The following is a 22,584-nucleotide window of genomic DNA, read 5'->3' as shown; positions in this document are numbered from 1 at the left end:
TTTTAAATTAATGCGTCAATAACGCCAAAGATTAAAAATACAATACTTATTAATTGATTTATGCTATAAGAAGCTAATTTAACATTTGATAAATTAGTTGGGGAAACCATTCTGTGTTCTAAAATAAATAAAACTGAAATGATTCCTATACCAATAAAGTATATTAAACCAAGTTGTGGACTTAATAATCCTACTATGATTAATATTACTAATGTTATAGCATGGAAAAAAGCTGCAATATGTAGGGCATTTTTAACTCCGAATCTTGCAGGAATGGAATTAATTCCGTTAGCTGTATCGAAGTCATAATCTTGAGATCCATATATTATGTCAAAACCAGCAACCCATAATGTGTTAGCTGCTCCAATAAAAAGAGGAAGCCAAGATATTTTTCCTGTAACTGCAAGCCAAGCTCCAACAGGGGCAGCTGCTGAGGTTATGCCTAAAACCAAGTGGCAAGCCCAAGTAAAGCGTTTAGTATATGAATATATAATTAATAAAAATAGTGCTATAGGTGAAAGTATTAAGCATAGAGGATTTAGCATATAAGCCCCTATAATCATTACTAAAAAACATAGAGAAGAAAATAATATTACCTCTTTCTTTTTCATAAGTCCTTGAGGTAATTGTCTAGTAGCTGTACGTGGATTTTTCTTGTCTATTTCAGCATCTATAACTCTATTAATAGCATTTGCACCAGTTCTAGCTCCCATGAAGGCTACTAATATCCAAAATATAACGTAGGGAGAAGGAAGTCCCTTACTTGCAAGCAACATGGATATTAATGCGAAGGATAAAGAGAATATTGTATGTGAAAACATAACTAATACTCCATAATCATGGGCTTTTTTTATAGCTTTATTAAGTACCATTTTAATGCTCCTTTCGGCAATTATGCTACGTAAATTTTCACAAATGAAAGTATAGCACAACTAAAGTATGAATGTAACTAGTTAATCAAATTTTTTGAGAATGTTTTTCAAAGCAAATAACATATTGTGTATATCTTCCTTTGTTATAACTAAAGGAGGCTGGAAGGCTATAACATCTCTATTTAAACCATTTTTCCCAATAAAGAATCCAGAGTCCTTCATTTCTTCTAATATAATGTCTGTGATCTCTGCAGAAGTAAGGTTATTGCTTGATTGAGTTTGTATTCCTAGCATAAGACCAATACCTCTAATTTCTTTAATAACTGGAGATGATAGTTCTTCTAACTTTGACTTCAAATAAAAACCCAGTTCCTCGGACTTTTTAACTAAGGAATTCTTCTCAATATAATTAAGCACACTTAATGCTGTATAAGCAGCCACTGGATTTCCTCCTAAAGTTGAAGCAGAAGGTCTATCAAAAGACTTAGCTATCTCATCTGTAGTAGAAAATGTTGATATAGGAATGCCGTTACCTAGAGCTTTCGCAGTTACAATTATGTCTGGAACTACGTTATAGTGTTCTATACAGAACATCTTTCCTGTTCTTCCATATCCAGTTTGAACTTCGTCAACAATTAGTAAAACATTATATTTTTCTAAAAGGCTTTTGACTTTACTTACATAATCAAAGGGATATAGAATTATGCCGCCATTTCCTTGAAGTGGTTCAAGCATCATGGCAGCTATTTTATCTCCGTTTTTCTTTAGCACTTGTTCCAATTGAGTTAAAGACTTTTCCATGGCTTCCTCATAACTTGTATCAGGGGAATAAGGTCTTTCTATAAAGAAGATATTCTCTTTAACTAGGTTATCATCTAATCTCCACATTGGTATTCCTGTGACACTTAATGCTAAGTGAGTTCTACCGTGTAATCCTCCATTTAAAGCTATAAATCCATTTTTTTTAGTATGTAGTCTTGCTAAGGCCATAGCACCTTCATTAGCTTCTGAACCAGTAGCACAAAAGAAAGTTCTTTTAATATTTCCTGGGAATATCTCAGAAAGTTTTTCAGCTAGGTCTACCATAGGTTGAGTTAAATACAGCGTTGTTGTATGCTGAAGAGTATTTAACTGCTCTATTGTTGACTTAAGTATTTCTGGATTCGAATGACCACAATTCATAACCGATACACCAGAGAAAAAGTCAGTATATTTTTTATTGTTTTCATCAAATAAATATTGCATATTTCCAGCTGTTATTTGTGGTGGATTTTTATAAAAGTGTGCAGTAGCTGGAAAAAAGTACTCTCTTCTTTTTTCTAATATCTTTTGAGGTCCTATAAAAGTCATAATATAATCTCCCTTCTAAATAGCTTTAAAGTTTAAGGCACCAAGAGTGAAACCTGCTCTAAGTGTTTCTAATTCATTAAATAAATCTTTAGATTTACTAGTGTCTTCTATAGCTTTTTTATAAACATCAATTACACTCTCAAGTTCTTGGGTTGAGTATGTTTCTCCTTCAATACGTAAGCTTACAGAGTTATTTATTCCTTCTAAAATAGGTAATAAACATAGTTCCTTGGCAGTAAATAAATGATTTTTCCCATTTTGATCTATATATACTGGGTTTTCGCCTTTATCTGTCATAAGTACTAATACACTATTATTTACATAAGAATTATCTGCTTTTTCTATAGGTTTTAGACTATCTATATTGTCGTATAAATTATGATCTAAATACATTACCTTTATTGGGCCGTGAACAATCATCTCTAATGGCTCTTTGGTAGAGGTAATAAAAGAACCAAGTTCATTATTTCTTGTCTCAATGGATAAGGTAAATTCATTAACTCCAAGATTTTTATAGAATTCTAGAGCCTTATGGTTATAAATGTTTAAGTTATAATTTGAAATAGTTTTATACTTATGTGCATACTTCTTTATAGCACCTAAGTTAGAAACTAGTAATCCATCAAATAGGTGACCATGTTTGCTTAAATATTGATCTATAATATCAAATTGAAGTTCATTCATCATTTGAGGTAGTTCCAAATAAATCTTAGTAGAGTTTTTTATAGTTATCAAAGTGTTAAGTTCATCTAAATTAATGAATTCATCAGGAAGAAGAACTTCACTAGGCAAATAAATCCTATCTACATTTTTTTCTATAGCAAGCTTAGCTTGTTCAAAGCTATTTACCTTTACAGATAAATTATGTTTCAGGTTAGACTTAGAATCAGGAATATTTAATTCAGATAAAACTTTCTCAATAGAAGTGTCAGTAATTTCAGGCTCTTCTGTTGGGGAAGAAAATACTTTTCCGGTAGAGTAGAATTTTCCAGTACCTTCATAGCGAGTATTTATGAAATCTAAACCAGGTTTTGAAAAGGCGTAGGCAGTAGTAAAATCACGTTTTCTGCCTTCAAATAATTCTTGAGCATGTTTTTTTCGATTAAAACTTAATGGATCTTCTATGTAACGATCAATGGCTTCACCATAAGTGTTTATTAAATTAACAATAAAATCTGTATCTCTCATACGTCCTTCAACTTTAAATGAAGTTATGTTTGCCTCAATAAGTTCAGGAATATGTTCATACATATACATATCCTTTGCAGCTAAAGGGTATTCTGAGGGGTAAGCGTATCCATCTTTTTTTATAGTATAAGCCCATCTGCAAGGTTTAAAACATCTTCCTCTATTAGAGCTATTACCTAAAACTACAGAGCTATAATAACAATTAGCACCATTTACAGTGCACATATCTCCATGCATGAAATATTCAGTTTCTACTCCAGTTGCAATTTGAAGAGCTTTAGCAGTTTTTAAATCCATTTCCCTTGATAATACGACTCTTGTAACTCCAAGATCTTTAAGAGCATTTACAAATTCTATATTATGAACGTTCATCATAACAGAAGAATGTATCTCAAAATTGTTGAAATTATGTTCTTTACAAATTTGAAGAATACCTAGATCCTGAACTATTAATCCATCTACTTTAATATCATTTAAGTACCTTAAGTATTCGATAGCTTCATCAACTTCGGAATCATTCATCATATTATTCACTGTTATATAGATTTTTTTATCTTGTTCATGAGCTAAATCTAAGGCTTCTTTAATCTCTTCGTTTGAGAAATTATATCCTTTTCTCATCATTCTCATGTTAAGTGATTTCCCACCTAGATAGATGGCATCACAATTTGCATTTACCACACTTTTAAAAATCTCCATATTTCCTGCTGGAGCTAGTAATTCTACTTTTTTACCATTAAAATATCTTGCCATTTTTCCTCCTATATAAATGCCTCATTAGTTATATTTTATAAAATAATCATATAGATAATATTATCACAAATCAAAATTAATGGAATATAAACAAAAGATAGTTTAAAAATAAAACTATCTTTCTTGTAAATTTCCACTATAAGAATTTATTAAAGGAAGTTCTATTTTTGAATAGAAGCCTTCTTCTATATCGCTTGATAAAGTTAATATACCATCATGAGCTTTTATAATTCTTGAAACCATGGGTAAGCCAAGTCCATGACCATTGTGAATCTGATGTTTTCTTTTAGATGAAAAAGGAAGTTCAAGTAAGTCATTTAAAGAGTCTCTGTTAACTCCTTTTCCGTTATCGTATATAGAAAGAGATGCTATGTTACAAATTGAATCACAAGAGACTTTTAGATGAATATGACAGCCGTCTTCATTATGATGAATACTATTTTGTATAAGATTTGTAATAGCACGAATCAATAGACGTTCATCTCCCTTTATAGTTGATTTATCATCAAGTTCATCTATTTCTAGAATGAATTTTTCATTTAAATCATTATTTAAAAAATCTGATACTACATATCTCACCAAGGAAGATAATCTGACTATTTTTTTATTTAGTGGCTGCATTTCATATTCTAGCATAGAAACAAGATTTAAATCGCTAACTAAAGCACCTAATTTTTCAGCTTGTTTACGAATAATGCCTGCTTGCAATCTTTGTTCAGTTGAAAGATTATAATTTTCTTCTAAGTCATTGGCATATCCTAGAATTATGGATAATGGAGTACGTATATCATGAGAAATACCTGCAATCCAGTTAGATCTTGCTTCATCTCTAGATTTTAGAGCTGAGTTTTTATCACTTAATAATGAGGAAGCATGGTTTATACTTTCAGCAAGATTAGATAAAACACCTTTTGGTTCTATAAATACATTTTTATCTTCCTCCAAAGATTTTATAGCCTTAGTAAGAGGACGAATAGATGTAATTAGTTTTGAACCTATTAATAATGATAAAATCAGTATTAAAAAAATATTACCCATGATTAGAAGTAAGATTCTAAAAGGAAGATCTTTTATCCAGTTAAAGGGAAGAACATGCTGATATTTAGCTATGGTATCTTTTGGGTATCCTACTACCATTAGACCGTAATTATTTTCCCAAACAAAGACTGGATAATCCATAAGATAACCTCGAGAGAATTTAGCTACATCAGTTATTGAATAATTTTTAATAGTTTCAGTAGGGAGAGCATAACTCCATAATATTTCCCCGCTATTATTAAGTAACATTGCCCAAGCAGAATTTTTATCTAAAAGTTCTTTTGAGGGTGTGGATAAATAAAAATCATTATTTGTTTTGTATATATCCTTTGATATTTCTTCTACTACAATTGAAGGAGAGTGACCTGAGTTCATACCTTTAGATAACCAGATAAAAAGCAAAAAAAAGTTAAGTAACAATATAAATATAACAATAAATATTGTTGACCCAATAAATCTCTTTAAAATTTTTATAGCACCCTCCATTAAGAATTCTCCTTTATTAAAAGCTTATAGCCTAAACCTCTAACTGTAACTAGATATTTGGGGTCTGAGGGATTGGATTCAATCTTTTCACGAATTCTACGTATATGAACTGCTAAGGTATTTTCATATCCATAATAATCATCACCCCAGGTAACTTGGCAAAGGGCATCATTAGTAACGATACGATTTTTATTTTCGTAGAATTTATTTAATAAAATAAGCTCTTTTGCGGTAAAAGGACATTCTTTATCATCATATGATACAATTCCACTCTCTAAGTCTATTTTATGATTTCCTAATTCAAAAATAGGTTTCTTTTCTTGAACAATTGGAGAATAAACTCTTCGTAGAATTGATGTTAATCTTAAAACTAATTCACGTGGTAAAAATGGCTTAACTATGTAATCATCAGCTCCCAGACCAAGTCCTAATAAACGATCCTCATCCTCTCCTTTTGCTGACAGAAAAACTACAGGTATACTTGAAGTTTTACGAATAGTTGATAAAAGAGAAAATCCATCTCCATCAGGGAGCATTATATCTAAAACAGCAATATCGGGACTTATTTCATAAAATATCTTTAAAGCCTCCGAACAATTAGATGCTTCATATATTCTATTGAATCCATTTTTACGTAAGAAACCATGAAGCATATTTCTTATCTCAAACTCATCATCAACGATAAGTAACTTTTTGTTTTTTAAATCATTCATATTAAATCACCTAAAAATAGTATATCAGTTATAAGATGTTATAAACATTCTTGGTAATTATTTAAGGTTAGCGTAATGTTGATGTTAGATTAAAGAAATATAAGATATATATACTTAACCTATAAAAACATTAGGAAGGATGGAGTAAATAATGAATAACATTGTTTCTACAAGTAAACTATCTAAAAAATATGGTGATATCTATAGAGTTAAGGATATTGATTTATTCGTAAAAAAAGGAGATATTTATGGTTTCTTAGGGCCTAATGGAGCTGGTAAATCGACAACTTTAAAGATGCTTTTAGGATTAGTTAAACCAACAAGTGGAACTTTTAAGATTTTCGATCAAGAATTTGAGAGTAATAGAAGTAGTATTTTAAAAGAGGTAGGCTCTTTAATTGAATCACCTTCATACTATGGACATCTTAGTGGAATAGAGAATATAAGGGTGATGCAGCGATTAAGAGAAGTTCCGGATAAGAATGTAGCGGAAGCATTAAGAATAGTAAGATTAGAAAATCAAAAGGATAAAAAGGTTTCTCATTATTCACTTGGAATGAAGCAAAGATTAGGGATAGCTATGGCACTTTTAGCATTTCCTAAATTACTAATATTAGATGAACCTACAAATGGACTTGATCCTGCTGGTATTAGTGAAATTAGAGAGCTAATTCAAACTTTGCCAAGAAGATATGGAATCACTGTTTTAATATCCAGTCATCTTCTTTCTGAAATTGAACAAATAGCCACATCTGTAGGTATAATAAATAACGGAAAAATGCTTTTTCAAGGAGAAATGGATGAGCTTAAGATGAAAAGTAAGTCAACTATAGCAATTAAGACAGATAATAATAGATTAGCTAAGGATATATTAGTCAGAAGAGGGATTGTAAATACTCAAGAAGGCAATTTTTTAATGCTTAGGGATATTATTGATAGACAAGTAGTTCAAATAAATAAAGAATTAACTAATCATGATATTGGTGTATTGCGTATAGAGGAACATAAGAAAAGTTTAGAAAACATTTTTCTTAGTCTTACTGGAAAGGAGCAGAGCTTATAATGAAAGCTATTAGTTTAGAATTTTATAAATTAAGACATAAACATTTATTTAGTATGATTACAATGTTTATGTTAGGGGAGATAGCCTGGGCCTTTATGGCAGCAAGTATGTCCTTTGCGCGTAATCCTAAAACAGCGGGGTGGGAACCTGTAATTGCTATGTTATCATCAATGAATGGGCTTTTTTTACCTATACTTTGCGCTATTGTAGTATCTAGGATTTGTGATATGGAGAATAAGGGGAATACATGGAAAATGTTATTATCTGTTTCACTAAAGAGAGGAGATATCTACAAAGCTAAATATATATGTTCATGTATAATCATGAGTTATGCAGCTCTTATTCAAGTTTTTGCTGTAGCTATTTATGGGAAAAAGAGTGGTTTTACACAACCGCTACCTATACCTTTACTAATTAGATATTTCATAGGCATATTTATAGTAAATGCTGTAATAATAGCTTTACAGCAATGGGTATCTATGGCTATTAGTAATCAAGCTTTTTCATTATGTGTTGGGATGATTGGCGGATTTATAGGACTATCAGCAGATTTATTTCCTATAATTATAAGAAGAATATTTATATGGTCTTACTATAGTGGATTAAGCCCTATTATCCAAGTTTATGAAAATGAGAAAATGAGTTTTGCAGTTCGAAACATAGGAGCTTCAGCTTCATTATTAGCAATAATAGCTATGATGGGAATAATCATTTATTTCTTAGGAAGTATGTATATAGAGAGTCAGGAGGTGTAAATGTGAGAAGTTTAAAAAACAGTATTATAGCAGAATTTATAAAAATAAAGCATTCGCATATATGGATTGTAATGGTTGCATTACCAAGTATAAGTGTGTTAATTGGATGTGCAAACTTTTCTATGAATATAGGAGTTTTACAAAAAGAGTGGTATAGTTTGTGGTCTCAAGTAGGCTTATTTTATGGAGAGTTCTTTTTACCTATTTTGATTGGTATATGTTGCGCCTACTTATGTAGATTAGAACATTTAAATAGAAATTGGAACATGACAATGACTACGCCTATACCTATAGGTAATGTTTTTTTGTCAAAACTTATTATGGCAGGAATAATAACTTTCTTTATTCAAGGATTATTTTTTGCACTATATTACCTTAGTGGGAAGCTTATAGGTCTTAACAGTCCTTTACCTATAGAGATATATGGATGGTTTATACGTGGATGTTTAGCATCTTTAACAATAAGTACAATTCAGCTAGCTTTATCAATTAGAATGAAGAGTTTTGCTGTTCCTATAGGTATTGGCTTATGTTTTTCTTTTATAGGTCTTGGATTATACGTAGTAAAGCTAGGTATGATTTTTCCTTACTCATTATTATCTATTGGTATGGGAATAATAAGCCAGCAAAGTATTTCAGGAATCCAGTGGATAATCTTTTTTATGGTAAATCTTTTTTATATTGTTTTAATTAGCAGAGTTACAATAAGAAAAATGAAAAGGATAGATGTAGTAGCTTAGGTAAGTGATATAAAAGTATAAGATAAATGGAGCCGTGTATAACGGTTCTTTTTGTTTTATAATGAACTTGATGCAAAAATGGAACCTTTATACATATGAGTTTATCTTAGTAGTGTAGGAGGTGAATAATTTGAAAGTAGGGGAGAACGTAATAAGTATTTATAATATGGGACTTAAAAGAGAAAAAACGAAAGAAATAGACAAGGAAGAGTTTGCAGCACTTATTGAAACTTATAAAGTGTCTCTATACAGGGTTGCTAAGGGGATATTAAGAAATGAATATGATGTTGAAGATTCAGTAAGTGAATCAGTTCTCAAGGCATTTAAAAACTTAAACAAACTGAAGGATAAAAACAATTTTAAGGCATGGATTATGAGAATACTTGTAAATGAGTGCTATAGTCTATTAAACAAGAAAAAAAGGGTGGATCTTCAAGATGATATGGGTGTTTATGATATAACTTATGAAGACAACCATAAAGGTGATATGATTGATTATATAAACAAGTTGGACAAAGACTCAAGAGTAATATTGACCTTATTTTATTATGAAGATATGAGTATAAAAAGTATAAGCGAAGTTTTAGAAATATCTAATGGGACAGTTAAATCAAGGCTCAGTAGATCAAAAGAGAAACTTAAAAAACTTTTAGAAAATAGTGAATGGGGTGGATATAATGAGTAGTTTTGACGAACTTATTAAAAATAAAATTAATAAAGAAGATTGGGCAGTGCCTAAGACATTAGATGATAAATTAAGTGAACTTATTGATGAATTACCTAGCGAACCTAAGAGAGTGAATAGTAGAAGTTATAGAAAAATAGCCGTAGCTGCAGTGGTGACTTTAACAATTTTATTAGCGTTTAACTCTTCTTCGGTTAAGGCAGCAGTTAGCAATGTTATAGAATACTTTAATATAAATAAAAACTCCGAGTATGTAGGAGAAGCAAGTGCCTTTCTAGAGTTTAATAATTCTATAGGAATAAGTGCCGAAGATAAGGGGATTAAACTTACTATAGACAACATAGTAGCAGATGATAACTTTTTAAATATTTTTTATACTGCTGAAAGTAAAGAAGATATACCTAGGTCAGAGTATGAGGATTATTTGTCAGCTTTTGAGGCTCAGCCTTCGTTAGGATATAAAATAAATGGAAAAGAAACTGTAAATGGAGGATCAAATAATGTTGGAGAAGCATATCTTGAATCCAATAAGGTATTGAGAGGGATAAGTAGATTTGATATATCTCAAGAAAAAATAGATAGTAAGTTTAATATAGAGATATCTACAGATAGAGTTTTAAAAACAGAAGGCAACTGGAGTATAAAGACATCAATAGATAAAAGTAAAACAGTAGCAGCTAGTAGAATAATTACTCCTAATAAAGCTACTGTTGTAAATAATGGAGTTAAAAATAATAATCTCAATATAGATAAGGTAGTATTTTCTCCATTAGGAAATCAGATTGTTATAACAGAATATACAGATGAGGATTCTTATTCATTTAATAGCTTTGCAATTGAGGACTCAAAAGGAAACCGTACAGCCGCTTTTAGTCAAGGCTTTATAGGGACAGATGGGGGTAAAATTACAAACAGTTTTGAATTTATAGGGATAGACAAAGACACAGATTACATTAATATAATACCAATAGATTCTAATATAGGAAGAGCTACAGATAGTGAAAAGATTGATATTAAAAACCTTCCTTTAACTATCAAAATAAATGAGTATGGAAGTATAATAATAGATGATATTATATTTTCTAACAATCAGATAAAGGTTAAATTTAGAAAAAGCGGGATAGTTCCATTATCAGATGAATTTAAGTTTTATGATAAAGAGGGTAATGAAGTTATTTATAATGATAGGGTACTAGAGCATTTTGTCGATAGAACAACGGGGGTATATACTACTACTTATACATCGTATAAGGATGTTGAGGATTTCTCGAAATATGCGAAATTATCAGTAATTTATACTGGAAATATGAAGTTATTAGAAGATCAGAAAATAAAAGTAGATTTAAAATAATATGAACGGTAAAGGCGACCTATTTAGGTTGCCTTTTTATATTACAGCACCCCACATATATCCAGTATATTATTTGCTTTGCGGAAAAAACTATAACCAGTGTAAATATTTTAGTGTGGAGGTATATTATGTCTAAATTATCAAGGAAGAAAAAAGAAAATATAGATGATTTAGAAAAATATTATGGGTTAGCTGAAAATAAAAAATTAGAAGGGTTATTAAATAATGATATTATATTTAGAGAGTTTATGATTAACGATAAGTATTCAGCTATTATATTTTTTCTAGTTGGTTTTAGTGACAATGAAGAAATTAATTCATATATATTAAAGCCGTTAAATAAATTTGCACATGATTATAGTGAAAAAGAAAATACGCTTCTTAAAAACCATATAAAACAAGAGATTTTGGTTTCAGATATTAAAACTACTTCATTGATTAAAGACATACTTAATAATGTCTTATGTGGGAAAGTCATTTTATTAGTAGATAAAATTGATGAAGGTTTTATAATAGATGTTTGTAATTTTAAAACAAGAAATATAGAGGAACCTGTTACTGAACCTGCAACAAGAGGACCAAGGGAAGGATTTACAGAATTTATTGAGACCAACATAACGTTAATAAGAAGAAGATTAAAGACTCCTAGATTGAAAGTAAATAAAATGGAGGTAGGTAAGCTTACAAAAACTAACGTTATAATCACATATATTGATGGAATTGCAGAGGAACATTTAATAGATGAAATAAAGAAAAGAATTTTAAAAATTGATATTGATGGTATTTTAGAGAGCGGATATATAGAAGAGCTTATTGAAGATAATAGATATTCAATATTTTCTCAAATTGGATATACTGAAAGACCAGATAGATTAGTTGCATGCTTACTAGAAGGTCAAGTTGGAATAATTGTTGATAATACACCAATAGTACTTATAGCTCCACAAACATTTATTCAGTTTATACAGTCAAGTGAAGATTATTATGAAAGATATATTCCTAGTGCAATGATTAGGATAATACGATATTTAGCTTTAACTACAGCTTTATTTCTACCATCGATTTATATAGCTGTGTTAACATTTCACCCCGGGATGCTTCCAAAAGCGTTGCTTCTAAATATTTGGGCATCAAGAGAAGATGTTCCTTTTCCTGTATTTGTTGAAGCAATTGTCATGGAGATATTTTTTGAAGCTTTGAGAGAGGCGGGAGTAAGGCTGCCCAGGACGACTAGTCAGACGGTAAGTATAGTTGGGGCTTTAATTATTGGTCAGGCAGCAGTGCAGGCAGGAATTGTTTCTGCATCAATGGTTATAGTAGTTTCAGTGACAGGTATTTCTTCATTTATTATTCCTCAATATAATTTAGGGTTATCGATCAGAGTATTAAGATTTAGTTTCATGATTTTAGCTGGAGCATTTGGTTTATATGGGGTCTTTATGGGGATTTTGATTATGCTGATACATATGGCTAAACTTGAGTCTTTTGGGGTTCCATATTTATCACCTTTAGCACCCCTTGATTCAAAATCATTAAAAGATGTGTTCTTTAGAGCTCCATGGTGGTTGATGAAAAAAAGACCTTCATTTATTGCAAAAAAAGATGTTTCAAGAATAAGTGAAGGAGGAAATAAAAAGAATGAAGATTAAGAGGATTTTCATTGTAGCTATTATAATTTCATTCACTTTAACGGGTTGTTGGGATCAACAAGAACTTGATTTTGTCTTTATAGTCTCTGGAGTAGGAATTGATAAGCTAGAGGATGGACAAATAAAATTGACTTTGCTATCAACCTATCCTAAAGCTAATAAGAGTTCAGGGTCTAATTTAAGTAGCTCTCCACTGGATGAATTTATTTTGATATCAGAAAAGGGAGAAGGTATGGTTGATATATGCAGTAAGATATCAAAAAAATTGTCAAGGAAATTAGTTTTTTCACAGCTTGAGGGTATAATAATTGGAGAAGAAATGGCTAAAAATGGATTAGAAGAGGTTTTAGATTTTTTTCCACGTATGCCTGAGATACCTATGAAAGCTTTTATAACTTTTTCAAAAGGAAAAGCAATAGATGCTCTAAGTTTGAAGAGCTATTTAGAGTATAATTCAGTTAAAAAGATTGATAAGCTCAGAGATTTAAATACAGCGACTAAAATGTATATAAAGGATTTTATTTATATGATAAATGAAAGCGGTATTCAGCCTTGTATTTGTGTTGTTGGAGAGTATGATATTATAGGAGATTCTTGTGAAAACAACGAGAAGACAGTTGGGGTTATAGGTGGAGCTGTGTTTAATGAAGATAAATTGATTAAGTTTATAGGGATTAAAGAGCTTAAAGGTATCATGATAGTAAAAAATAAGCTTCGTCAAAATTATATATGTGTTAATGCTGATAAGTTAAAAAAATCAGGCAAGGTATCAGGAGAAATTACTAAAGTAAAAACGAGGGTTACACCCACCATTGATAATGGAGAGATATCTATAGAAATAGATGTTTTTATGGAGGCAAATATTATAGACAGTAGTGCAGGATTAGATTTTAGTGAAGTTAAAAATATACACTACATAGAGAACTTATATTCTAAAGACATTGAAAACTTGGTAAATGACACAATCAAATATGTAAAACATAACTGCGGGGTAGATGTTTTTGGTTTTGGAACTATAATACATGGAAAATATCCAAAGCAGTGGCATTCATTATATAAAGATAATTGGGATGAGTTATGGAAAACTATTAATATTAATGTAAATTCTAAGGTGAAGATAAAGGGAACTGGTTTTGATAATAAATCAATAATGGAAAAAAGTAATTAATAAATGGAGGGTAAGAGAATATGAGTAAATATTTATTTCCTTGGAAATCAGAATACATGTTAGACTATCCTGAAATAATGCCTATATTTATTTTAATTCTGGGAATTTTGTTGTCTGTATTTTCTTGGCTTATAAGAAAATATATTGAATAAGGAGTTTTGTTATGGAAGAGATATCAAGTAAGCAATTATTCTCAATGCTGCTGTTATTTGAAATAGGTAGTACAATTATATTTGGTTTTTCTACTCATGCAGGTAGAGCTGCTTGGGCATCTGTTCTTTTATCCACATTAATCGGCATTTTAATTAACATTGTATATTACACCCTAATGAAACTTAATTCTGGACTAACATTAATTGAATGGTATCCAGCTCAATTAGGCTTTTTTATAGGAACACCAATAGCATGGATATATGCCCTAGAATTTATTTATGATGGTGGAAGAGCTTTAAGTGATTTACAGATATTAATACCCACAACTATTTTACCTAAAACGCCTATGTTTGTAGTTGAATTGATATTTATTTTAGTAATAATGTATGCACTATTTAGTGGAATAAAAACTGTTGCGAGGATTTCACAATTATTTTTCCCCATAATGGCTATATTATCAATAATTGAAATTATACTACTAGCACAATCAGATGTTATAAATTATCAATATATTAAACCTTTCTTTGGAAAAGGGTGGGAAGATATTAAAGATGCAGTATTTCCCTTAGGAATTACTCAAACATTTGGGCAAAGTATAGAATTTGCAATGATTTGGCCTATAGTAAAAGATTCTAGTAATATATTTAAAAGCACAATAAAAGGGATAACTATAGCTGGACTATTTATAGCGCTTTTAGATATTATAGCTGTATCAGTTTTTGGAGAAACAACATTTTCTAGCTCCATTTTTCCTATGTATAGACTAGTAAGGGTAATAAATGTAGGTCATTTTATTGAAAATTTGGATGCCATAAATGTTTTATATTTTTTAACTACGCTTTTCTTTAAGTTATATATTCATTTATATTGTGCTTTGAAGTCTATTCAAATACTAACCTATTCTAAAAATTATAGAAAATTTATTATTCCAATATGCGCTTTAGTTTTATATATGTCGTTAAATATGTCAACATCGGCAGCGGAACACCTAGAAGTTGGAACTAAAATAATACCATTTACTTTGTGGCTACCATTGTTTTATATACTTCCTATACTTTTATTAATTATAACAATAATAAAAAGAAGAATTAGTCAGTTAAACTAATTCTTCTTCTGATGCTTTTTTATCAACAAACAAGTTATAGGTAAGACCTATTAATATAAGAATACCACCAATCAACTTACCTTTAGACAACAATCCGTCTTTAAAGTAATCAACAGCCATTCCTGAAAAAAGTTGTCCTATAAACATTAATAGGGTTAGATAAAAAGCTGGAACCTTGGGAGTAACTATATTTGATGAAGATACAACCAGTACACCGACTAATCCACCTAAATATGCCCAAAAGGGTACAGATTTTAAGGTGTCAGTAGAAAAATTTATAAATTCTCTGCTTATAAGGAAAACAAGAATTCCTCCAGCAAGTCCAGTGACATAGTTATAAAAGGTTCCTTGAACTAGTCCTATTTTTTCTGCTAAAGAAGAGTTTATATTTCTAGCAATTACCGTAGAGGCACCAGCTAGTATAGATAATATTATAATTAAAATCATAGATAATCCCCCTTAATATACGCTCATTATAAAAATACCTAAAGAAATAGCAATTAATCCAATAAGCTTTTGTTTATTAAATTTAACAACTTCAGCTCCAAGAAAACCATAATGATCTATAAGTATTGAAGCTACAGATTGACCCAAGAGGCCTAAAGAAAGAGTTAGAGAAGCTCCTAAATAATTAAAACTCATATTTGTAAATAAAACAGTAAAAATTCCTATTAAACCGGCACTATAGATATAAAGTGGAATGTTTTTATCAAAAGATATTTTTTGTTTTTTTACTATAACCCAAATAATCATTGCAATAAGTCCAGTGAGATGAATTATTATAATAGCAGTATAATTACCCAAAGAGGAAGAGAGTTTTCCGTTAAAAACAATCATTATAGTAATTAAAATACCTATTAGAGCAGAATATATTTTATACATAACATTTCTCCTTTTTCTACGATTAATATAAATTTATCATAGATTAGATAAATGATATTATGACATATGTCATATGAATTTATGCTATAATTTTAATGTTATTATTGGAGTAAAATTGAGGGTGGAGTTAATATATGGGAGAAAAGATTATTGATAAGAAGATTTTAGAAAACTATATAAATAAATATCAAATAGACGAGGTTTTCAGTAATGATATGAAACCCTATATGCATTTATTTAAGTTTAATAAAGGTGAGCATATATGTAGAGTACAAGAGGATTTAGAGTATTTATATTTTTTTGTTAGTGGAAAAGCTAAAGTTTACACTGTAATGAGCAATGGAAAGTCTCTGTTATTGTGTTTTTATACACCATTTAAGGTAATAGGTGATGTTGAATTTATGTACTTTAATAAAGCTGACTGTAGTGTTCAAGCTATTGAAGAAACCTACTGTGTTGGAATAGCTTTTGAACATATAAGAAAATACTCCATTGAAGATAGTAAGTTTTTAAGATTTATATGTGATGGTTTGGCTGAAAAACTTACAAGGTTAAGTAAGTATAGTTCAATTAATTTATTGTACCCTTTAGAAAATAGAGTGGCTAGTTATATATTATCTAATAAAGAAAAAAACACCTTTAAAGAAAATCTTACAGAAACTGCAGAGCTTTTAGGATCTAGTTATAGACATTTATTAAGAACCCTAAACTCTTTATGTAGTAAATCAATAATAAGAAAGAAGAAAAATTATTATGAAATTATAGATGAAGATGTATTAAGAGGGCTTGCGGAAGATTTATATGAGTAAATCTCCGCTTTTTACTGAGGATTAGAGTATTTATGAAGGTATTTATTAAATATATATTCTAATACAGTAGTAGCAGGAATTCTTGAAACAAAGTTCATCTCTCCGACTGAATATCTAGTAGAGCATACAAATAGAGGCTTGTGAGCAATGTTAGATAAAGTATTATTGCTCATAGTGGTTACTGATATTACAGTAGCTTTTTTTGTTTTAGCAATATTTGCAGCTTTAACGATTTGAGATGTTTCTCCAGACATAGATATACAAAATGCTAAATCTTTTGAGTTTAAATTAGATGCGGATAAATACATAAGACTTGTATCATCATAATAATATGCTTGTTTTTCCACCAATCTAAATCGTCTAGTCATATCTTCACAAACTATTCTTGAGGAACCTTCCCCATAAAACTCTAATCTATTACTTTCATAGATTAAATCTACTATTTCGTCAATAACCGAATTATTAATAAGGTTTTTAGTTTTCAATATATCATCAAATATATCAAAGTGTGATCCAATATTTTTAGGACTTTGAAGTTTATTATTATCTTCTTGGTTTTCCACAGTATGATATAAAGTATTTTTAAATTCTGAATAGCCGCTAAAGCCTAGCTTTTTACAAAATCTTATTATTGCAGCTGTAGAAACGAAGGTCTTTTTTGATACGTCTTGAATTTTCATGCTTTTAACAGAGCTTGCGTTTTCTATAAAATACTGCAACAGTTCATTTTCATTTTTATTTAAATTTACTCTTGTTTTTTCAATATAATTAAAAAAATTCAAAATAACACCTCGTTTCAATAATTAACGATAAAAGAAAAAGTGGTGAAAAAAATTTCAGAAAGTGAAAAAAATTCAACCTTTGAACATAATTACTGAATGGTCTGAAACGGTTTCTTAAATACGTTATCATATATATAATATAATTAATCAATAAATTTGTCGACAAATTAAAGGGATTTATAACAAATTATATTTAATAACTAGATTCAAAACAATATGAATTAAGAGGAGGATCTCAAATGTTAAAAAAGATGAATAATTATTTTCAGCGCCTAGGTAAAGCCTTTATGCTTCCTATAGCATTGATATCTTTTGCAGGTATATTCCTAGGAATCAGTTCAGCATTTTCAAATCCTAATGTTATAGCAAAAATGCCTTTCTTAGGCAATGAAATATTACAATTAATATTTGTATTTACAAAAGCAATAACAGGAGTACTTTTTAGTAACTTACCAGTACTTTTTGCTATTTCTTTAGCTATAGGTCTTGCAAAGGATGAAACAGCTGTAGCTGGATTTTCAGGATTTATTGGATATATAGTAATGCACATAACAATAAATGCATTTCTTATAAGTAGCAAAACCTTAGCAACAGCAGAAAATTTAAGATCAGCTGGTCAAGGAATGACTTTAGGTATTCAATCAATAGAGCTAGGTGTTTTTGGAGGAATAATCGTAGGGATAATTGTGGCAGAGCTTCATAATAAGTTCTATACAATAAAACTTCCTGACTACATAGGATTCTTTGGAGGAACACGTTTTGTACCAATTATAACAACTTTAGCATTTACAGTAGTTGGATTGCTTATTCCAGTAATATGGCCTCCAATAGGAGCTGGAATTCAAGGGTTAGGATATACAATAGCTAGGTTAGGATACTTTGGAACCTTCTTATTTGGATTACTTGAAAGACTTCTTATACCATTTGGGTTACATCATATATTAAATGCAATGTTTAGATTTACACCTGTTGGTGGAGAAATGGTTATAGGAGGAAACTCTATAGCAGGAGCGCTAAATATTTTTTATGCTCAGCTTGCTGATCCTAATACTACATCATTTTCAACTGAAGCAACACGTTTTTTAGCACAAGGAAAAATACCAATAATGATGTTTGGTTTACCAGCGGCAGCCCTTGCAATGTATAGAACTGCAAATCCTGTAAATAGAAATAGAATAAAAGGAATACTTACAGCAGGAGCTTTAGCATCACTGGTTACAGGAATAACTGAACCACTAGAATTCTCTTTCTTATTTGTTGCACCAGTATTATATGGAATTCATTCAGTACTATCAGGAATATCCTTTATGTTAAATCATATTTTAGGAGTTGCAATAGGTAATACTCAAGGAGGCGCTATTGATTTAGTAGTTTTCGGTATGCTTCAACCTAACACCAAATGGTTTATAACATTATTAATAGGGATAGCTTATGCATTTATATATTACTTTACTTTCAAGTTCGTAATATTAAAGATGAACTTAAAAACTCCAGGTAGAGAAGATGATATAGAACTTGACGAAGAAAATTTAGTTTTAGACAATAGTGATTTTGATGGAAAAGCTATAGAAATAATTAAGTATTTAGGTGGAAAAGACAATATAGAGACAGTTAACAATTGCTTTACTAGACTTCGTGTAGTAGTTAAAGATATGAGTTTAGTTGAAGAGAGTGGATTTAAGAGAACTGGAGCTGCTGGGGTTATAAAACCAAGTGAAACAGATATTCAAGTAATATATGGACCTTCAGTTTCAAGTATAAAAGCTTCAGTAGCAAAAGAGCTTAAGAGAAAGTCATAATTAAATTTTAACATAAATACAGCAACACAAATAATATAGTTTTAGAAGCATAGGAGGATTTCATAATGAAGAAATTTAATATAACAATAGTAGGTGGAGGTAGTACTTGGACACCAGGACTTCTACAAAGTTTATGCAAAATGAAGGATAGCTTTCCTCTAAAGAAACTAGTTATGTTTGATGTAAATGAAGAACGTCAAGCAACTATAGGTGAGTTTGCAAGGATATTATTTAAAGAAAATTACCCAGAACTAGATTTTAGCTACACTACAAAGGTTGAAGAGGCTTATTTAGATGTAGATTTTGTGTTTATGCAAATGAGAACTGGTGGATATAAGATGCGTGAGCTAGATGAAAAAATTCCACTAAGTCTTGGGGTATTAGGACAAGAAACATGTGGTCCAGGAGGATTTGCATATGGCCTTAGGTCTATAAGAGATATGATAAAGACTATAAAGGATATACGTAAATATTCTCCAAATGCATGGATATTAAACTACACAAATCCAGCGGCTATAGTTGCAGAAGCTACTAATAGAGTGTTCCATGATGATAAGAGAATTCTAAACATATGCGATCAGCCTGTAAACTTATTAAGATCTTACGGAAGAATATTAGGAATGAATGATAGTCAGTTTGAACCAGTATACTTTGGGCTTAATCATTTTGGCTGGTTTACTAATCTTTATGATGGACAAGGAAATGATTTATTACCTAAATTAAGAGACACTATAAGAGAAAATGGCTTTAAACCAGTAGATGCAGAGCAAAGAGACAAGTCTTGGTTAGATACTTATGGAATGGTTAAAGATATGTTAGACGATTTTCCAGAATACCTACCAAACACTTATTTACAATACTATTATTATCCAGACTATAAAGTATCACATTTAGATCCTAATTATACTCGTGCAAATGAGGTTATGAATGGAAGAGAAAAGAGAATATTTGAAGAGTGCAAGAGAGTAGCAGAAGTTGGGACTTCTGAGGGTTCAGTGCTTGTGCACAATGATGCTCATAGTGAGTTTATAATAGAACTAGCAGAATCTATAGCATACAACAAACAACGCATATATATTGTAATTATTGAGAATAACGGAATAATATCTAATATTCAAGATGATGCAATGGTAGAAGTAGCAGCAGTTATGACTTCAAATGGACCACGTCCTCTAGCTGTAGGAAAAATAGGAACTTTCTACAAAGGTTTAATGGAATCTCAATTAGCTTATGAAAAACTTGCAGTAGATGCTTATTTTGAAGAATCTTATGACAAGGCTTTACAAGCATTAACTTTAAACAGAACTATAGTCTCTGCTAAAAAAGCAAGACAAGTATTAGATGCTTTAATCGAAGCTAATAATGGATATTGGCCAGAACTTAAGTAATAGATAGTTTAGAATGTACAATGAAGGAAAAAATTCAGCTATGCTGGATTTTTTCCTTATTTAAAAAGGAGGATTTTAAAATGTTTAAGACTATAAAAAATATATTTTCTAATAAAGAACCTCAAGCTAAGCCTAAGCTAATTTTAGCAGCACCACTAGAGGGTGAGCTGGTTTCTATAACAGAAGTTCCAGATCCAGTGTTTTCAGAGAAAATGATGGGGGATGGCTTTGCAATTAAACCTACCATTGGCATAATAGTCTCTCCTATAGAAGGAACAGTAGGAAGTATATTTCCAACAAAACATGCTATTGGGCTTACATCAAAAGAAGGATATGAAATAATAATACATTTTGGATTAGAAACAGTTAGCTTAAATGGAGAAGGTTTTGAGGTTTTAGCTGAAGTGGGGCAGAAAGTTTCTATAGGTGATGAATTACTAAAAATAAATATAGAAAAAATTAAAGATAAGGTTCCATCAATTATCACTCCAGTAGTCATAGCTAATCTAAAAGAGGATGAAAAAATTGTAGTAGAAAAATACAAACAAGTTTCTCTTGCAGAGCAGGCTGTAGCTGTTATAATTAAAAAATAGTTTGTGATAAGGTGGGATTAAAATGAAAATAGCTATTGCGCCAGATTCTTTTAAGGGAAGTTTATCAGCTACGGAAGTTGCAAATGCCATTGAAAAAGGAATAAAAAAAGTTGATAAAAGCATAGAAACAGTTAAGATTCCAATGGCAGATGGGGGAGAAGGAACTGTAGAGTCCTTGGTAGAAGCTACAGGAGGAAAATATATTAAAGTTAAGGTTAATGACCCTTTAATGAGAGAAATAGAGGCTGTTTATGGGATATTAGGTGATAATAAAACAGCAGTAATTGAAATGGCTCAGGCCTCAGGCCTACCACTACTAAAAAAGGAAGAAAGAAATCCTATGAAAACTACTACTTATGGCACAGGACAGTTAATAAAACATGCAGTAAATAGTGGTTGTAGAAATATAATAATTGGAATAGGTGGAAGTGCTACAAATGATTGTGGAGCTGGTATGGCCATGGCATTAGGAGCAAAACTTCTAGATAAAGATGGTAAAGATATACCTTTAGGAGCAGAAGGATTAATAAAACTTAAGACTATAGATTTATCTACTTTTGATGAAAAAATAAGAGAATGTAAATTTATAGCTGCCTGTGATGTAGAGAATCCTCTTGTCGGAGAAAAAGGAGCTTCCCATATTTTTGGACCTCAAAAGGGGGCAGATGAAGATATGGTTAAAGTTCTAGATGAGTATTTAGAGCATTATGGAAATTTACTTGAGAAAAATCTTAATATATCAGTACTTAATTACCCAGGGGCAGGAGCAGCAGGTGGACTTGGAGCTGCACTTTTAGCCTTTTTAAATGCAGAACTTAAAAGGGGAATAGATATAGTTATAGAGGCCTCAAATTTAGAAGAAAAGATTAAGGACAGTGACCTGGTTATAACTGGAGAAGGAATGATAGATTATCAAACTCAATTTGGTAAAACTCCTTTTGGGGTAGCGGAGACGAGTAAAAAATACAGTAAACCAGTAATAGCTATAGCTGGAGGAATAGGTAAAGATGCATCAGACCTTTATAACAAAGGGATAGATAGTATTTTTTCAATAGTAGATAAACCTATGACTTTAGATGAAGCTATGGAAAATGCAGAAAATTTATTAGAAGATACAGCTGAGAGAATAATGAGAATAGTTAAGCTACACACATTATTGCTGTAGAAGCTTTTTCAGCTTTATAAAAGTCATTTAATAGATATGAACTATACCTAAAGAATAAAAAAAAGAGACATGTTATGCCAATGTCATTAAGTTAATG

The 22,584-nt window shown here is 30.5% G+C and carries 22 protein-coding genes; 14 read left to right on the top strand and 8 right to left on the bottom strand.

Annotated elements, in window-relative coordinates; translation table 11 throughout:
• Positions 1–2: 2 nt before the first annotated feature.
• The 5 genes from B3N22_RS17120 to B3N22_RS17100 all read right to left on the bottom strand — a co-directional run bounded on the left by B3N22_RS17120 (position 3) and on the right by B3N22_RS17100 (position 6,400).
• Positions 3–872, bottom strand: a complete 870-nt coding sequence (locus B3N22_RS17120) for a UbiA-like polyprenyltransferase (protein ID WP_021804076.1) — start codon at positions 870–872, stop codon at positions 3–5.
• An 81-nt stretch (positions 873–953) separates the two neighbouring features.
• Positions 954–2,222 carry an aspartate aminotransferase family protein gene (locus tag B3N22_RS17115; RefSeq protein WP_286908941.1) on the bottom strand — a complete coding sequence of 423 codons (1,269 nt, stop codon included), beginning with the start codon at positions 2,220–2,222 and terminating at the stop codon, positions 954–956.
• Positions 2,223–2,237: 15 nt separating this feature from the next.
• Positions 2,238–4,163 carry a U32 family peptidase gene (locus B3N22_RS17110; protein ID WP_286908938.1) on the bottom strand — a complete coding sequence of 642 codons (1,926 nt, stop codon included), beginning with the start codon at positions 4,161–4,163 and terminating at the stop codon, positions 2,238–2,240.
• 114 nt (positions 4,164–4,277) lie between these two features.
• Positions 4,278–5,687, bottom strand: coding sequence for a sensor histidine kinase (locus B3N22_RS17105; protein ID WP_286908936.1), 1,410 nt, complete (start codon positions 5,685–5,687; stop codon positions 4,278–4,280).
• Entirely contained in the window at positions 5,687–6,400 is a 714-nt protein-coding gene (locus B3N22_RS17100) for a response regulator transcription factor (RefSeq protein ID WP_073021141.1), read from the bottom strand. The genes B3N22_RS17105 and B3N22_RS17100 overlap by 1 nt, the downstream gene beginning before the upstream one ends.
• A gap of 151 nt (positions 6,401–6,551) precedes the next feature.
• Here B3N22_RS17100 and B3N22_RS17095 point away from each other — a divergent pair, with 151 nt between their 5' ends.
• The 9 genes from B3N22_RS17095 (at position 6,552) to B3N22_RS17055 (ending at position 15,069) form a co-directional block, all read left to right on the top strand.
• Entirely contained in the window at positions 6,552–7,463 is a 912-nt protein-coding gene (locus tag B3N22_RS17095) for an ABC transporter ATP-binding protein (protein WP_286908934.1), read from the top strand.
• On the top strand, positions 7,463–8,218 hold the full coding sequence (locus tag B3N22_RS17090) for an ABC transporter permease (protein ID WP_286908932.1): 756 nt from the start codon (positions 7,463–7,465) through the stop codon (positions 8,216–8,218). Before B3N22_RS17095 ends, B3N22_RS17090 begins: the two co-directional genes overlap by 1 nt.
• A 2-nt stretch (positions 8,219–8,220) precedes the next feature.
• Positions 8,221–8,958, top strand: coding sequence for an ABC transporter permease (locus B3N22_RS17085; protein ID WP_286908930.1), 738 nt, complete (start codon positions 8,221–8,223; stop codon positions 8,956–8,958).
• 130 nt (positions 8,959–9,088) lie between these two features.
• Complete coding sequence (locus B3N22_RS17080) at positions 9,089–9,643, top strand: RNA polymerase sigma factor (RefSeq protein WP_286908928.1); 555 nt, start codon at positions 9,089–9,091, stop codon at positions 9,641–9,643.
• The gene (locus B3N22_RS17075) at positions 9,636–10,994 is read left to right on the top strand and encodes a DUF4179 domain-containing protein (RefSeq protein ID WP_286908927.1); all 1,359 of its coding nucleotides are present in this window, start codon (positions 9,636–9,638) and stop codon (positions 10,992–10,994) included. Before B3N22_RS17080 ends, B3N22_RS17075 begins: the two co-directional genes overlap by 8 nt.
• A gap of 128 nt (positions 10,995–11,122) precedes the next feature.
• Positions 11,123–12,643, top strand: a complete 1,521-nt coding sequence (locus tag B3N22_RS17070) for a spore germination protein (RefSeq protein ID WP_286908925.1) — start codon at positions 11,123–11,125, stop codon at positions 12,641–12,643.
• Positions 12,633–13,811, top strand: a complete 1,179-nt coding sequence (locus tag B3N22_RS17065) for a Ger(x)C family spore germination protein (RefSeq protein ID WP_286908923.1) — start codon at positions 12,633–12,635, stop codon at positions 13,809–13,811. Before B3N22_RS17070 ends, B3N22_RS17065 begins: the two co-directional genes overlap by 11 nt.
• A 20-nt stretch (positions 13,812–13,831) precedes the next feature.
• On the top strand, positions 13,832–13,963 hold the full coding sequence (locus tag B3N22_RS17060) for a hypothetical protein (protein WP_278335142.1): 132 nt from the start codon (positions 13,832–13,834) through the stop codon (positions 13,961–13,963).
• 11 nt (positions 13,964–13,974) lie between these two features.
• Entirely contained in the window at positions 13,975–15,069 is a 1,095-nt protein-coding gene (locus tag B3N22_RS17055; protein ID WP_073021129.1) for a GerAB/ArcD/ProY family transporter, read from the top strand.
• Here the strand turns inward: B3N22_RS17055 and B3N22_RS17050 are convergent.
• Complete coding sequence (locus B3N22_RS17050) at positions 15,061–15,516, bottom strand: DMT family transporter (protein WP_414632242.1); 456 nt, start codon at positions 15,514–15,516, stop codon at positions 15,061–15,063. The two genes, B3N22_RS17055 and B3N22_RS17050, sit on opposite strands and share 9 nt — an antisense overlap.
• Positions 15,517–15,528: 12 nt before the next feature.
• Positions 15,529–15,951, bottom strand: a complete 423-nt coding sequence (locus B3N22_RS17045; protein ID WP_073021126.1) for a DMT family transporter — start codon at positions 15,949–15,951, stop codon at positions 15,529–15,531.
• A gap of 134 nt (positions 15,952–16,085) precedes the next feature.
• Between B3N22_RS17045 and yeiL the strand changes: the two genes are divergently transcribed.
• Positions 16,086–16,760 (top strand): transcriptional regulator YeiL, encoded by a 675-nt coding sequence (gene yeiL, locus B3N22_RS17040; protein ID WP_286908919.1) that lies wholly within the window; start codon positions 16,086–16,088, stop codon positions 16,758–16,760.
• Between the two features lie 11 nt (positions 16,761–16,771).
• Here the strand turns inward: yeiL and B3N22_RS17035 are convergent, their stop codons facing one another.
• Positions 16,772–17,542: a MurR/RpiR family transcriptional regulator gene (locus tag B3N22_RS17035; RefSeq protein WP_286908917.1), complete on the bottom strand. Its 771-nt coding sequence runs from the start codon at positions 17,540–17,542 to the stop codon at positions 16,772–16,774.
• Positions 17,543–17,781: 239 nt separating this feature from the next.
• Between B3N22_RS17035 and B3N22_RS17030 the strand changes: the two genes are divergently transcribed.
• The 4 genes from B3N22_RS17030 (at position 17,782) to B3N22_RS17015 (ending at position 22,487) form a co-directional block, all read left to right on the top strand.
• Positions 17,782–19,341, top strand: a complete 1,560-nt coding sequence (locus B3N22_RS17030) for a PTS transporter subunit EIIC (protein ID WP_238904351.1) — start codon at positions 17,782–17,784, stop codon at positions 19,339–19,341.
• Between the two features lie 65 nt (positions 19,342–19,406).
• Positions 19,407–20,729 carry a 6-phospho-alpha-glucosidase gene (locus tag B3N22_RS17025; RefSeq protein WP_286908914.1) on the top strand — a complete coding sequence of 441 codons (1,323 nt, stop codon included), beginning with the start codon at positions 19,407–19,409 and terminating at the stop codon, positions 20,727–20,729.
• An 80-nt stretch (positions 20,730–20,809) separates the two neighbouring features.
• Complete coding sequence (locus tag B3N22_RS17020; RefSeq protein ID WP_286908912.1) at positions 20,810–21,322, top strand: PTS sugar transporter subunit IIA; 513 nt, start codon at positions 20,810–20,812, stop codon at positions 21,320–21,322.
• A gap of 22 nt (positions 21,323–21,344) precedes the next feature.
• Positions 21,345–22,487, top strand: coding sequence for a glycerate kinase (locus B3N22_RS17015; RefSeq protein ID WP_286908910.1), 1,143 nt, complete (start codon positions 21,345–21,347; stop codon positions 22,485–22,487).
• The last annotated feature ends 97 nt before the right edge of the window (positions 22,488–22,584 follow it).

The sequence above is a fragment of the Clostridium sp. UBA1652 genome (assembly GCF_002320975.1).
GTDB classification, from domain to species: Bacteria; Bacillota; Clostridia; order Clostridiales; family Clostridiaceae; genus Clostridium_T; species Clostridium_T intestinale.
Note: the sequence above shows the minus strand (reverse complement) of the source record. Positions and strands in the feature narration are given on the sequence as shown.

Excerpts from the sequence above, each read along its gene's own strand:
- B3N22_RS17120 (WP_021804076.1), bottom strand. The coding sequence starts at position 872 with ATGGTACTTAATAAAGCTATAAAAAAAGCCCATGATTATGGAGTATTA.
- B3N22_RS17115 (WP_286908941.1), bottom strand. The coding sequence starts at position 2,222 with ATGACTTTTATAGGACCTCAAAAGATATTAGAAAAAAGAAGAGAGTAC.
- B3N22_RS17110 (WP_286908938.1), bottom strand. The coding sequence starts at position 4,163 with ATGGCAAGATATTTTAATGGTAAAAAAGTAGAATTACTAGCTCCAGCA.
- B3N22_RS17105 (WP_286908936.1), bottom strand. The coding sequence starts at position 5,687 with ATGGAGGGTGCTATAAAAATTTTAAAGAGATTTATTGGGTCAACAATA.
- B3N22_RS17100 (WP_073021141.1), bottom strand. The coding sequence starts at position 6,400 with ATGAATGATTTAAAAAACAAAAAGTTACTTATCGTTGATGATGAGTTT.
- B3N22_RS17095 (WP_286908934.1), top strand. The coding sequence starts at position 6,552 with ATGAATAACATTGTTTCTACAAGTAAACTATCTAAAAAATATGGTGAT.
- B3N22_RS17090 (WP_286908932.1), top strand. The coding sequence starts at position 7,463 with ATGAAAGCTATTAGTTTAGAATTTTATAAATTAAGACATAAACATTTA.
- B3N22_RS17075 (WP_286908927.1), top strand. The coding sequence starts at position 9,636 with ATGAGTAGTTTTGACGAACTTATTAAAAATAAAATTAATAAAGAAGAT.
- B3N22_RS17070 (WP_286908925.1), top strand. The coding sequence starts at position 11,123 with ATGTCTAAATTATCAAGGAAGAAAAAAGAAAATATAGATGATTTAGAA.
- B3N22_RS17065 (WP_286908923.1), top strand. The coding sequence starts at position 12,633 with ATGAAGATTAAGAGGATTTTCATTGTAGCTATTATAATTTCATTCACT.
- B3N22_RS17060 (WP_278335142.1), top strand. The coding sequence starts at position 13,832 with ATGAGTAAATATTTATTTCCTTGGAAATCAGAATACATGTTAGACTAT.
- B3N22_RS17055 (WP_073021129.1), top strand. The coding sequence starts at position 13,975 with ATGGAAGAGATATCAAGTAAGCAATTATTCTCAATGCTGCTGTTATTT.
- B3N22_RS17050 (WP_414632242.1), bottom strand. The coding sequence starts at position 15,516 with ATGATTTTAATTATAATATTATCTATACTAGCTGGTGCCTCTACGGTA.
- B3N22_RS17045 (WP_073021126.1), bottom strand. The coding sequence starts at position 15,951 with ATGTATAAAATATATTCTGCTCTAATAGGTATTTTAATTACTATAATG.
- yeiL (WP_286908919.1), top strand. The coding sequence starts at position 16,086 with ATGGGAGAAAAGATTATTGATAAGAAGATTTTAGAAAACTATATAAAT.
- B3N22_RS17030 (WP_238904351.1), top strand. The coding sequence starts at position 17,782 with ATGTTAAAAAAGATGAATAATTATTTTCAGCGCCTAGGTAAAGCCTTT.
- B3N22_RS17025 (WP_286908914.1), top strand. The coding sequence starts at position 19,407 with ATGAAGAAATTTAATATAACAATAGTAGGTGGAGGTAGTACTTGGACA.
- B3N22_RS17020 (WP_286908912.1), top strand. The coding sequence starts at position 20,810 with ATGTTTAAGACTATAAAAAATATATTTTCTAATAAAGAACCTCAAGCT.
- B3N22_RS17015 (WP_286908910.1), top strand. The coding sequence starts at position 21,345 with ATGAAAATAGCTATTGCGCCAGATTCTTTTAAGGGAAGTTTATCAGCT.